We start from the raw sequence: 13,276 nt of genomic DNA, 5'->3' as shown, positions 1-13,276 counted from the left end.
AATTCAAATAATGGCTCCAGGATGAAATTGTAAATTTATAGTTAGCTCATTTATTCGTCTTAACAGGTAAAAAAACCTTCTAGCTTTTTCAGTAGAAGGCTATTTTACATATTAACTTTTCATTTTCGGATCTAGCGCATCTCGCAAACCATCACCCATTAAATTAAAACCTAGTACCGTTAGCATAATCGCTAAGCCTGGGAAAATCATTGTCCATGGCGCTTTTAATAAGTAGATTCGCGCATCAGCTAGCATTTTACCCCATTCAGGGGCTGGTGCTTGAGCCCCTAAGCCTAGGAAGCCTAGTGCAGCTGCTTCAATAATCGCTGTCGCAATTGCTAATGTTCCCTGTACAATAATTGGCGTCATTGAGTTGGGTAAAATGTGGGAAAATAAAATACGCGAATCTCGCATTCCTATCGCTTTTGCTGCTACGATATATTCCTCTTCTTTTACACTTAACACTTTTGACCGAATTAGTCTCCCAAAATTTGGTACGTTAATAATAGCAATTGCAATTAAAGCATTTTGTAATGACGGCCCAAGTACAGCCACTACAGCGATTGCTAATAAAATACTAGGAAACGCCAACATAATATCAAAGATTCGAGAAATAATTGTATCAATCCATTTTCCATAATAACCTGCAAGAATTCCAAGTGTACTTCCGACAATTACCGAAAGAATAACGGCAAAAAATCCGATCCTTAACGATATACGTGCACCATGAATAATCCGAGAAAAAATATCCCGCCCAAAGTCATCTGTTCCAAACCAATGCGCACTTGAAGGTGCCAATAAGCGCTTTGATAAATCCTGTTCATTAATTCCTTGTGGTGCAATGTACGGACCAAATACAGCAAGAAGTATAAAAAATACTACAATCCCAGCACCAACTAGGGAGATTTTACTTTTTTTAAAGCTACGCCAGCCTTCTCTCCAAGGACCTGCCGCACGCTCTCGACTTGCTACTGCTTCTTTTTTTATATCTATCGCACCAGTCATTATCGCATCTCCCTCCTATTTGTATTTAATGCGTGGATCTATCACTGTATAAAGTAGATCGACAATTAAATTGATCATGATGAAAATAAACGCAACGATTAAAATACCCGATTGGATAACTGGATAATCACGGAAGCCAATGGCATCGTAAATATAACGACCAATACCCGGCCAACTGAAGATGGTTTCTGTTAAAATGGCACCGCCAAGCAGTAACCCTGTTTGCAAACCGATTACTGTTAACACTGGAATAACTGCGTTTTTCAGTGCGTGTTTATAAACGACGATAAACATTTTTTGTCCTTTTGCTCTAGCTGTACGAACATAATCGGAGCGCATTACCTCAAGCATAGACGAGCGGGTAATCCTTGCAATAATCGCCATCGGTATCGTCGCAAGTGCCACACCTGGTAACACTAATCGCTTAAACACTTCCGTAAACTGATCAAATCTCCCTTGAATAAGCGTATCGAGCAAATAAAAATGCGTAATGGCGGTTATAGGGTCACGGACATTATCACGTCCCGATGTAGGGAACCATCCAAGGTTTATACTAAACGCCCATTGTTCCATTAAACCTAGCCAAAAGACTGGCACAGATACCCCAATTAAAGCAATGACCATCGCTACATAATCAAACCATGAATTTTGGAACCAGGCTGAAATAATACCTGCATTGACTCCAACAACAATTGCAATAATCATTGCAAATATGGCTAATTCTGCTGTTGCCGCTAAATAAGGAAATATCTCTTGTGACACAGGTAACTTTGTACGCAATGAAACACCTAAATCGCCCTGAAAAATACCACCTAAATAGCCAAAATATTGTGTGTACCATGGCTTGTCTAATCCTAAACTTGCGTTTAATGCCTCAACCGCCTCTTTCGTCGCCTGCTGACCTAAAATCACTTGCGCGGGGTTACCAGGAATTAAACGAATTAACATAAAGACGATAAAAGTCATTCCAAGCAAAACTGGGATTAATTGAAATAAACGCCTTCCCATATAGTGAAGCATCTTTTTCACCTCTCTGTAATTTTCTAATTATACTTTTGCTATGAAAAGCATTGAAGTCTATACACATACTGTAGAAAGGGACAGCCTTCAACAAACGATAGCCGTTTAGATAGTTTGTCTTTCATACAGAAAAACGGGTTGCGACCAACATAGTCACAACCCGTTTTTACAACGCTAGACAAAGTCCAAAGCTGTAAAAATCTTGTTACGTCACTATGAGTAAGCGACAATTTTCATTTCTCTATTGTCTAATTCATATCTACTGCTTCTAAACGGTCAGAGCCAGTTGGATGTGCATGGTAATTTGAAACTTTTGTACTGGCAGCTAAAATAGGAATTGAGTGTGCAAGTGGAACCCATGGAGCATCCTCAGAAATGATTGCTTGCGCTTGTTTGTAAAGTTCAATACGTTTGTCTTCATTTACTTCTGTTTGTGCAGCAACAAATAATTTGTGTAACTCTTGGTTGTCATAGAACGTGTAGTTATTTGAACCGATATTATCAGCGTCTAATAATGTGTAAAGGAAGTTGTCTGCATCGCCGTTATCACCTGTCCAACCAAGTAAGAACGCATCCGCTTCACCATTTTGAGCTTTTTCTAAATACGTTGCCCATTCGAATGAAACAATTTTAGATGGAATGCCTACATCAGCTAAATTCTTTTGAATAGCTTCTGCAATTTTTTGTCCATCTGGCATATATGGACGTGGTACTGGCATTGCCCATAATTCAATTTCTTTACCGTCATAGCCTGCTTCTTTTAGTAATGCTTTTGCTTTTTCAGGATCATATGCGTACCCTGTAATATCATCGTTGTAGCCAGCAATAACTGGTGGCATTGGGTTTTTCGCAGGCTGAGCTAATCCTTCATAGAAAGCATCAACTAACGCTTGCTTATCAATTGCATAGTTTACTGCTTGACGAACTTTCACATTATCAAATGGTGGGCGTGTTACGGTTAAACCAAGGTAACCAACGTTCATAGAAGGACGTTCGATTAATTGTAAATCACCATTTGATTCGATTGACCCTTTATCCGATGGACTTAATCCATCGACAACATCTACCTCGCCGTTATTTAGTGCATTTAAGCGAGCAGAGTTATCAGGAATCGAACGGAAAATTACTTTATCTAATTTCGGGAATCCTGCAATACGATAGTCAGGATTTTTCTCAATTGTAATAGAATCATTACGTGTCCAACTTACAAATTTGAATGGACCTGTTCCAACTGGATTATCGATAAGTGCATCGTCATTCGCTTCAAATGCAGTTGGAGAAGCAATAGCGAATGGTGACATTGCTAAGTTTTTCAAGAATGGTGCTTGTGGCTGCTTCAGTTTGAATACAACCGTTGAATCGCCTTCTGCTGTAATTGATTCAATTACTTGCTCACCGCCCATTGTGAATTGGGACATGAAGTACGGGAACTTATCAGCGCCAGCTTTCCAGCGCTCGAAATTTTTCACGACTGCCTCTGCGTTAAAATCAGAACCATCGTGGAACTTTACACCTTCTTCAAGTTGGAATGTGTAAGTTAGTCCATCTTCTGAAGCTTCCCAAGATTTTGCCAAACCTGGATGCAATGTAACATCTTCATCTCCAAAGTTAATAAGTGTTTCATAGAGATTCACTGTAACTTTAAAAGATTCACCTTCTGTTACTGTTGCAGGGTCAAGTGCAGTGGAATCCCCACCTCGACCATATACTAATGTTTTTTCACTGCCGTTAGCTGAATCGCCGCCAGTAGACGTATCTTTTGAACCTGTATCCTTGCCATCAGAGCCACCACCACACGCAGCTAAGATTGTCGAGAGAACAAGGATTAGCATTACGCCTAATGACCAAAGCTTCTTTTTCTTCATTTATTTTCCCCCTAAAACTTTTTTATATCATTTAATGTTGAAGCGCATCATAAAGATGACAAGCAACATAATGACCCTGTTTCACTTCTTGCAGTTTCGGAACCACGCTTGAGCATTGTTCTTTCTTAAAAGGACATCTCGTATGGAATGCACAGCCGCTTGGCGGATTGGATGCACTCGGAATATCACCAGATATAATCAGCTGCTCACGTTCAAAAGTTGGATCAGGCACAGGAACCGAAGATAATAATGCCTGCGTATATGGGTGGAGCGGCTCTGCATATAAATTCTCACTATCTGTCAGCTCTACTAACTTGCCTAAATACATAACCCCGACACGATTACTAATGTGTCGCACAACCCCTAAGTCATGTGAAATAAATATATAAGTAAGCTTTAATTCCCTTTGCAATGTTTGCATTAGATTTAAAACTTGAGCTTGAATCGATACGTCCAGCGCTGAAACAGGCTCGTCCGCAATAATTAGACGAGGATTTGTCATAAGTGCACGAGCAATTCCAATACGTTGTCTTTGTCCTCCACTAAATTGATGTGGATAACGTTTTACGTGATATTCATTTAAGCCAACGATTTCAAGAAGCTCTATTACTTTCTTTTTTCTCTCTTTTGCATTGCCCATACCATGAACAATGAGCGGTTCCTCTAAAATCTTGCCAATCGTATGGCGTGGATTTAACGAGGCATAGGGATCTTGGAAAATCATTTGAATATCCCTTCGCGCTTTCCGCATTTCATTGTTTGATAGTGTGGAAATCATTTTGCCTCCAAATTCAATGTTACCTGCTGTCGGTTCAAGTAAGCGCATTAATAGGCGACCTGTCGTTGACTTGCCACACCCCGATTCACCAACGATGCCTAATGTTTCCCCTTCATATACTTCAAAGGAAACATCGTCCACAGCTTTCACATCCCCAACCTGCGTATTAAGGAATCCTTTGCGAATAGGAAAATACTTTTTTAAACCATCAACCTTCAACAACACTTTCGACATAATGAACCACCTCCTGTTCTTCCATTAAAAAGCACCTTGCTTTATGTTGCGCTGTCGCTTCATATAAAGGTGGTGTTTCCTGTAGGCAACGCTCCATCGCAAACTCACAGCGTGCTGCAAATCGACAGCCGTCTTTAATTGTGCCCGGCTTTGGTACACTACCAGGTATCGAATAAAGACTGTCTTTTTTATAACGCATATCTGGTACCGATTTAATAAGTCCTTGTGTGTAAGGGTGCTTTGGCGTTTTAAAAATTTCCTGTATAGATGCTTCTTCAACAATTTGTCCAGCGTACATAACGATAACGCGCTCACAAGTTTCTGCTACAACACCTAAATCGTGCGTAATTAATAAAACAGCGGTATTCATCCGCTTGTTCAAATCTTTCATTAGTTGCAATATTTGAGCTTGAATCGTCACATCTAGCGCTGTTGTAGGCTCATCAGCAATCAGTACCTTCGGGTCACAAACAAGTGCCATCGCAATCATTACACGTTGGCGCATCCCACCTGATAATTGATGAGGATAATCCTTTAATAGTTCCTCCGCACGCGGTAAACCTACTAGTTTCATAATTTCTATTGCTCGTGCAAAAGCCTTCTTTTTAGACCACTTAGGATTATGAATTAAAATAGCCTCTTTCAATTGATCCCCAATCGTAAATAAAGGATTTAAGGAAGTCATCGGCTCTTGAAAGATCATCGCCACATCTTTCCCACGTACTTTTTGCATTTGCTTATCAGTTAATTTAGCTAAGTTTTTGCCATCTAACAGTACTTGTCCGCCTGTGATTTTTCCAGGTGGCGACGGTATCAATCCCATAATGGACAAAGATGTTACGCTTTTGCCACTGCCCGATTCCCCAACAATCCCCAAAATTTCCCCTTCATGGACCGAAAAATCAATATCGTCAACGGCAGGAATCTGTCCATCATCTGTGAAAAAGGTTGTTTGTAAACCTTTAATCTCTAACAGCTTTTTTCGCATGTTCAACCGCCCCATCCTACCAATATTTTTTAAAATTGCAAATTTATAGTTTATTATATACTAACTATCAATAAATTCTCTATTTTCAGATAATTCTAACTAAATTTCCCCTCTCTTTCAATCATTATTTTTCTACCAATAGCATATATTTTCTACATTTTTCTCCTCACATATAAAAATTTCGTGATTTAACGATATTTTTCTACAAAAATAGCTTCCATTTAACTTGGAAGAATAAAAGAAGCCATTGATAGCTGAAATAAGCAATTGCATACAAAAAAGCCTTTCATTCAACTAGGAATGAAAGGCTTAAATTATACAAGTGCCAGGCACTCAAACAAGGCACTCAAACAATTAGCTCGACATCTGCGGGGACAAGCGCGAGATTGAAGACCCTGTAAAAAAGTGAGCAACCCGTAACGAAAATTAACGATCTTTCAATACTCAATCTAAGTGTTGCACTTGGAATAAATTAAAGTATGTGCCTTGCTCCTTCATTAGTTGCTCATGATTCCCTTTTTCAATTAATTGTCCATGATCAATAACAAAAATATTATCGGCATGTGTAATAGTAGAAAGTCGGTGCGCAATAATAATAGTTGTTCGGTCATGCACTAAGGCATCAAGCGATTCTTGAATGAGCGCTTCACTTTCTAAATCTAGCGCTGATGTTGCTTCATCTAAAATTAAAATCGGTGGGTTTTTTAAAAATACGCGTGCAATGGCAACACGTTGCTTTTGTCCACCTGATAATTTTACACCTCGCTCGCCAACCTTAGTGTTATAGCCATTTGGCAAGCCCATAATAAAGTCATGCGCATTAGCCGCTTTTGCAGCAGCAATTACTTCTTCTTCGGATGCTTCAGGTTTGCCCATCAGTATATTTTCTTTTACTGAATCACTGAACAAAATATTATCCTGTAGCACGATTCCAATTTGAGAGCGTAATGAATGGATTGTGACGTCCTTCACATCATGCCCATCTACATATACCGCTCCATCTGACGTATCATAAAAGCGTGGGATTAAGCTGATTATGGTAGATTTCCCACCGCCGCTCATCCCTACAAATGCGACCGTCTCCCCTGGTTTTATGGTGAAATTCATATCTTTTAAAATTTGCGAACCATCCGCTTCATATTGAAAAGCGACATTCTCAAATCGCACCTCACCTGTTGCAGGCGATAATGGTAGTGCATTTTTTTTATTTTTCACTTCATAGGGCTCGTCTATTAGTTCAAACATACGATCCATCGAGGCAATTGATTGTGTTAACGTTGTAGAAGAACTTACTAATCGGCGAAGTGGTCCGTAAAGGCGTTCTATATAAGCGATAAAAGCAACCATTGTTCCGAGCGTTAACTGCCCATTTATTACTTGATAGCCAGCATAAGCAATAACAAGTAGTGGCGCTACATCTGTAATCGTATTGACGACCGCAAAAGATTTAGCATTCCATCTTGTTTGATCTAGTGCTTTTTCCAAAAACTCGCCATTTGCTTCGTCGAATAATTTTTGCTCATGCTTTTCGAGCGTAAAGCTTTTAATAATACTCATGCCAGCTACTCGTTCATGAAGATAACTTTGAACACCCGCTAGCGCCTGCGAACGTTTGCGAGTTAAATCACGCAGTTTTCCGAAGAAGAACTTTACACTAATTGCATAGAACGGAAATGCAATTAGTGCAACAAGCGTTAGTTTGACATCCATAGCTAACATAATAAAGACGGCAATAACGATTGTCGCTAAGTCTAGCCAAACATTCATCAAACCTGTCATAACAAAGTTCTTCGTTTGCTCCACATCATTAATTACACGTGAAATTACCTCACCAGCTCTTGTATTGGCATAATACTTTAAGCTTAGGCGCTGTAAATGCGCATAAATCTCTTTGCGGATATCAAAAAGGACCTTGTTACTCACATGCTGTGCAAAATATTGACGGTAGTATTCTATTGGTGGTCGTATTACAAAGAACACAATAATTGTACCGCCTAGCCAGTAAAACAATTCCTTTGTTTTTTCTGTATCCGTCAAATCCTCCGCACCAATAATATCATCAAGTACTATTTTTATGAGCAGTGGAATGAATAACGGGATTGCAAATTTCACTATACCGATTAAAACCGTTAAAATAATTTCCCATGTGTATGGTTTTACAAAACGCATATAACGCTTTATACTACTCATTTTTCATCACTTCCTTATTAGAAAACCTCATCCCTTTATGGCTTTCTATACATTAAAAAAAGAAACAGACATTCTATTATGAATGCCCTTACGTATTATAGCAATATTTAGCATGAAGTACAGTTAGTTGACTTTTAATGCTAACTATTTTTGATTTACATCAATTGTTCTATTTATAAAATACCCCTTAAATGCAAAAAAACACCCATTAGTTTAACTAATAGGTGTTACTGACAATCATCTGCTTGCATATCGAGCTGAAACTTATAACGGCTTGTCCACGCATCGATAAAATCGGGTGCAAAGGGTCCTCTTTTTTGTTGTATCCAGCTAATTAATTTTTCGACATTACGCTTTAAAATTTTATCGATGACATCTGGGTAAGACATTTCCTGGCGATGCTGTTCATATTCATCTTCATCTAAAAGGGTATACGACATATCTGGAAAAACCTTAATATCTAAATCGTAGTCAATGTATTTAATGGCATTATTATCGAAAACAAATGGTGAGCTTAGATTACAATAATAATACACACCGTCTTCACGCAGCATGCAGATGATGTTAAACCAGTGCTCCGCATGGAAATAACAAATAGAAGGCTCTCTCGTTAGCCACGTACGACCATCGGATTCTGTCACAAGTGTTCGTTCATTCGCACCGATTATAATGTTTTTAGTTCCTTTTAAAACCATCGTTTCTTGCCAAACACGGTGGATGCGGCCATTGTGCTTATAACTATGTATTTGTATCGTTTCTCCTTCTACCGGTATTGCCATTTTTGAAGCCCACCTTTTCGTCTATGCTACCTAAATCTAGCAGTCTCTAGTATATTATAGCAATCTGTACGCGAAAGGTGTAGTTGAAAACTACAAATTTCACTGTGTCATGTTATTTATGTACAAATTTTCGAAAATTAATAGCAATTTCCATCATAACAACAACTTTAATGGAATTTTATAACTTTCGTTATAAGCTTATGCGTTTCGAAGGAAAAATAGAAAAAGGGCTGTCCTTTTCATCTTTTCGATTTTTAGACAGCCCCTTTAGAAGGTAAATGCAATTATGCAGTTACAAAGTGCTTACTCGCTCGCGTTTTGGTTATTCTTAGCATATTTGCCTGAAGCTTGAGCTTTATTCTGCTCAGCTTTAGCATTTTGCTTTTGCACTTCGTTGAAGTCCGTTTCGTAACCAAACTCTTCACTTTGGCGTTGCATGTTTTTATTTGCTTGTTGGTTTGTGTTTTGATTTTTCTTCATCAGTCATTCACCTCCACGCTAATTATTGTGTACAGAGGTGATTACTTTTATGCTCATTAATTTTTTTATTTTCGTTTGCTTAATTATAGTGTCGCCCCTATTTTATCGCTTGCCATATTTTTAACATTGGCACAGGCATTGGTAATAATTCTATTTGCTCCTGTGTCAGCCAATCACCCTTTTCAAATGATTTACACTTCATATAATAAGCATTCACATGCCAAGTTAAATGTGAGAAAACATGTTTAAATGTTAAAATTTCTTGTTGTGCTTGCGCCTCTACTTCATAATGCACAGCAAATTTTAATAATGAGTCATCTGCTTGCTCAACCATCGGAAACTGCCACATATTTGCAAGTAAGCCACTTGCCGGACGTTGCTCCATTAAAATTCGACCGACCTCATCTTCACAAACAAAAACGTCGTATGAAATATGCTTCATCTTCACTTTTTTTGATTTAACAGGCAGTTTTTCTGGTTCTCCTTCATTAAAAGCTGTGCAATATTCACGGACAGGACATAACAAACATTTCGGTGATGTTGGGGAACAAATAAGTGCTCCAAGTTCCATTAAACCTTGATTAAAAGATGATGCATTATGTGGATCAATTAGTTCTTCGACAGCTGCTTCGAAAATTTTCTTTGTCTTCGGCAGTGCAATATCATCATGTATATTAAGTACACGACTTAAAACCCGCATGACATTACCATCAACTGCATGTTCGGGCTTATTATAGGCAATACTTAATATAGCACCTGCAGTATAGGGGCCAACCCCTTTTAACTTTGAAATTTCATAGCGATTATCCGGTACGATTCCGCCATAGTTTTCTAGCACCTCACGAACCCCTGCTTGCAGATTTCTCGCTCGTGAGTAATAGCCAAGGCCCTCCCAATGTTTCAATAAATATTCCTGTGGTGCTTCAGCTAATAATTCTAAAGTTGGAAAGCTTTCCATAAAGCGATTGTAATAAGGAATAACTGTATCAACTCGTGTTTGCTGTAGCATGACCTCAGATACCCAAATTTTATAAGGGTCTTTAGTATGCCGCCAAGGTAAATCTCGTTTCTCTTCTTCAAACCATTCGACTAAAGATTGTCGAAATTCTGCTACATATGGATATTTCACAGTGACCTCCCGTGTCTTTACGATTTAATTTATGATTAAAAGGGTATACAATTAAGAAAAGCTATTCGCATAATATGACAAAAACGTATAAATTTATTGCAGCTAAGCGTGACATCCGTCGCGGCGTTTCCTTGATTCAACCAAGGTTTCAACTTACTAATACAGGACGAGGACTTTTGCTAAAACAAAAAAACTCCATTATTTACCTCTTGTGCGAGTGAATACTTAGAGATTGAAAAGCAAATTTTATAAGCACTACCATTATTGAAATGAAATATACATGTATGCATTGTACGCCTTTTTCACGCATACAAGGAGTGGATAATTTTGGATTCAGGTACACATTTCGTTATGGGAATAGCACTCGGTGGTCTTGCTTTAGCTGACCCTATAGTTGCCAATCATTCAATGACCTTTACTGCCGTTATGGCTGGTACCATTATTGGCTCACAAGCACCTGATATTGATACAGTATTAAAACTTCGCAATAATGCGATTTATATTCGACATCATCGCGGTATAACACATTCAATACCAGCAGTAGTCCTATGGCCAATTTTAATTACAATCGTGTTATCACTAATTATTCAGGACGCAAATGTATTACATTTATGGCTTTGGACATTTCTTGCAGTAGCTATTCATGTTTTCGTTGATATTTTTAATGCTTACGGAACACAAGCTATTCGCCCATTTTCTAGGAAATGGGTAGCACTTGGTGTTATCAATACATTTGATCCAATTATTTTTTCCCTTCATTGCCTTGGAATATTACTATGGGCATTTGGGGCAAATCCAGTCTGGACATTTAGCGTCATGTACGGCGTTATTATCGTCTATTATATTTTCCGCTTTGCTGTTCAAAAAGCAGTTAAAAAAGCAGTGCACAGTACAATTCAAGATGAAGATTATGTTATTGTAGCACCTACAATGCGATTTTTTCACTGGCGTATCGCCGCAAAATCAAAAACACATTACTATGTTGGTCGCGCTTATGGGCGAACTGTTAATATTTACGATAAATTTGAAATCAAATCACTTCCAAATACACCTACTGTTAAAGCTGCTATGAAAGACCCTAATCTCGCTGCCTTTGTGTCTTTCTCACCATTGTACCGTTGGGAAATTTCCGAACTTGAAAATGGCTTAACAGAAGTGAGGTTAATCGATTTACGTTATCGTAGTGACAATCGCTATCCTTTCGTTGCAGTTGCTCATTTAAATGAAGACAACGAAATTATTACCTCTTACACTGGTTGGATTTTTACCGAGGATAAGCTTCAAAAAAAATTACAAATTGGCGCAAGCAATTAATTAATAAAGCCGGAGTATCCTGATTGAAGGGAACACCGGCTTTGTTATGCTTATAGCTTACAATTAATTTTTGCAATGCAATGAAATCTATTTGTTATTGTACCATATCATCACTTGCATCTAGTAAATGAGCGTATTTTGGATTACGTCCTGCAAATTGATGGAGCTTATCGCCATAGCTAACAATTAATTGGCGCACTAAGTTTTCAGTGTAATCAGCCCCACGATAATCATAGCCCGCTTTTGCAGATGTAGATTCAAAATCACTCCATAAAAGTTCAATCCAAACACGGGCACGCCCTGCTGACATTTGGGGATTTTTATCAAGTAATTCTGCTGTTAGTTTGTCGATTTTTTCTTGCATTTATTTCCCCACCTTTATAGGTGATAAAATAGAAACAGGCAAGGCTTCCTGATATTTATCGCCGCCTAGGCGATGCCCCCATGCAAAACGTCCTTTTAAATAATCAACTTGGAAATAGTTGTTGTCCGAGCCATCGATTCTGTACATTTCTCCCGGTACAATCGTATCTAAATCAACTAAATAAGCAGCTGCCATTAAAGCTTTACGCTCATAAACTGCAAATTCATTAAGTATGCCTAGCTGTTCTGCCTTACGAGCCTTCTCTTTTAGCTTTGCTACTTCTTCACGTAGTTCATGCTCTGTCATTGCAGCATAGTTTTTTTCATTCATTCCCCATTCTCCTTCTCTTCAATAAAACGATCTATAACTTCTACAGGAAATCCCTTTTGATAAAGCGCCTGCTTCGTTTTCATTTTTAATTCATAACCAGTATACTTCGACGCATACTTTTTCCAAACTTTTTCGCCTTGCACATCGAGTAAGGACTGCCATTCATCCTCTGCTTGCTCAATTTCAACCTGTCCAAGTACTTCATCGACAACAGTAAAAGAATACCCTTTTCGCATTAAGAAATCTTGTATCTTAGCCTTTACTTGCGTGGGAGTTTTCTTCTTCTCAGAACGAATTACTTTTTCTGCAAGCTGTGTTGCAAGCTTTACTTGTTCATCATGGCTATATGTTTCAAGCACCTCATCTTGCAAACTTTTATCGATTCCTTTTTTGATGAGATCTTGTCGAATTGCTCGAGGCCCTTTTTTCATCGTGGCTTTTTTTGTATCAAGCAATGCTTTCGAATAAGATTCATCATTTAAAAATCCATATGATTTTAACTTTTGAATCGCTTCTAATATTACTGCTTCCCCAAACTCTAGGGAGCTTAACTTTTTCTTCACCTCATGCTCACTACGCATTTGATAGGATAAAAAATTTAGCCCTTTATTAAAAGCTTTGCGAATTTCATCTTCATAGGCAATTTCCTGAATATCAAATTCTTCAAGCACTTTTCCTTTTGTAAGACCATATTGTATTAAAATCGCTTCGTCTACAGGAAAAGCGTATTCCTCATTTAAATATATATTATAGCGTTCTGGATTGTTTTTTTGACGCGCAATTTTTGTAATAACACGCAT

At 38.2% G+C, this 13,276-nt stretch carries 13 protein-coding genes; 1 reads left to right on the top strand and 12 read right to left on the bottom strand.

Annotated elements, in window-relative coordinates:
* Window positions 1-111: 111 nt before the first annotated feature.
* The 9 genes from nikC to mutY all read right to left on the bottom strand — a co-directional run bounded on the left by nikC (window position 112) and on the right by mutY (window position 10,468).
* A complete protein-coding gene (gene nikC, locus ACIP9C_RS20250; protein WP_401013746.1) occupies window positions 112-1,005 on the bottom strand; it encodes a nickel transporter permease in 894 nt (297 codons plus the stop codon).
* A 15-nt stretch (window positions 1,006-1,020) separates the two neighbouring features.
* Window positions 1,021-2,025: an ABC transporter permease gene (locus tag ACIP9C_RS20245; protein WP_401013743.1), complete on the bottom strand. Its 1,005-nt coding sequence runs from the start codon at window positions 2,023-2,025 to the stop codon at window positions 1,021-1,023.
* 248 nt (window positions 2,026-2,273) lie between these two features.
* Complete coding sequence (locus tag ACIP9C_RS20240; RefSeq protein ID WP_401013740.1) at window positions 2,274-3,890, bottom strand: ABC transporter substrate-binding protein; 1,617 nt, start codon at window positions 3,888-3,890, stop codon at window positions 2,274-2,276.
* 31 nt (window positions 3,891-3,921) lie between these two features.
* Entirely contained in the window at window positions 3,922-4,902 is a 981-nt protein-coding gene (locus tag ACIP9C_RS20235) for an ABC transporter ATP-binding protein (protein WP_401013738.1), read from the bottom strand.
* Window positions 4,877-5,890, bottom strand: coding sequence for an ABC transporter ATP-binding protein (locus tag ACIP9C_RS20230; protein ID WP_401013735.1), 1,014 nt, complete (start codon window positions 5,888-5,890; stop codon window positions 4,877-4,879). The genes ACIP9C_RS20235 and ACIP9C_RS20230 overlap by 26 nt, the downstream gene beginning before the upstream one ends.
* A 444-nt stretch (window positions 5,891-6,334) precedes the next feature.
* Window positions 6,335-8,080 carry an ABC transporter ATP-binding protein gene (locus ACIP9C_RS20225; protein ID WP_401013732.1) on the bottom strand — a complete coding sequence of 582 codons (1,746 nt, stop codon included), beginning with the start codon at window positions 8,078-8,080 and terminating at the stop codon, window positions 6,335-6,337.
* Window positions 8,081-8,307: 227 nt separating this feature from the next.
* Window positions 8,308-8,859 (bottom strand): nucleoside tri-diphosphate phosphatase, encoded by a 552-nt coding sequence (ntdP, locus tag ACIP9C_RS20220; protein ID WP_340822352.1) that lies wholly within the window; start codon window positions 8,857-8,859, stop codon window positions 8,308-8,310.
* A gap of 303 nt (window positions 8,860-9,162) precedes the next feature.
* Window positions 9,163-9,339: a gamma-type small acid-soluble spore protein gene (locus tag ACIP9C_RS20215; protein ID WP_340822351.1), complete on the bottom strand. Its 177-nt coding sequence runs from the start codon at window positions 9,337-9,339 to the stop codon at window positions 9,163-9,165.
* A 97-nt stretch (window positions 9,340-9,436) separates the two neighbouring features.
* Entirely contained in the window at window positions 9,437-10,468 is a 1,032-nt protein-coding gene (gene mutY / locus ACIP9C_RS20210; protein WP_401013728.1) for an A/G-specific adenine glycosylase, read from the bottom strand.
* A 327-nt stretch (window positions 10,469-10,795) separates the two neighbouring features.
* Here mutY and ACIP9C_RS20205 point away from each other — a divergent pair, with 327 nt between their 5' ends.
* Window positions 10,796-11,782, top strand: a complete 987-nt coding sequence (locus tag ACIP9C_RS20205) for a metal-dependent hydrolase (RefSeq protein WP_401013725.1) — start codon at window positions 10,796-10,798, stop codon at window positions 11,780-11,782.
* A 94-nt stretch (window positions 11,783-11,876) separates the two neighbouring features.
* On the opposite strand, the gene ACIP9C_RS20200 is transcribed toward ACIP9C_RS20205, so the two are convergent.
* From ACIP9C_RS20200 to recX, 3 genes are read right to left on the bottom strand one after another with little or no spacing between them, the layout of a single operon-like run.
* Window positions 11,877-12,146, bottom strand: a complete 270-nt coding sequence (locus tag ACIP9C_RS20200; RefSeq protein WP_401013722.1) for a YfhJ family protein — start codon at window positions 12,144-12,146, stop codon at window positions 11,877-11,879.
* On the bottom strand, window positions 12,147-12,476 hold the full coding sequence (locus tag ACIP9C_RS20195) for a YfhH family protein (RefSeq protein WP_401013720.1): 330 nt from the start codon (window positions 12,474-12,476) through the stop codon (window positions 12,147-12,149).
* Entirely contained in the window at window positions 12,473-13,276 is an 804-nt protein-coding gene (gene recX, locus ACIP9C_RS20190) for a recombination regulator RecX (protein WP_401013717.1), read from the bottom strand. Before recX ends, ACIP9C_RS20195 begins: the two co-directional genes overlap by 4 nt.

This window comes from Lysinibacillus sp. NPDC093210, from assembly GCF_044753985.1.
Taxonomy (GTDB): Bacteria; Bacillota; Bacilli; order Bacillales_A; family Planococcaceae; genus Lysinibacillus.
Note: the sequence above shows the minus strand (reverse complement) of the source record. Positions and strands in the feature narration are given on the sequence as shown.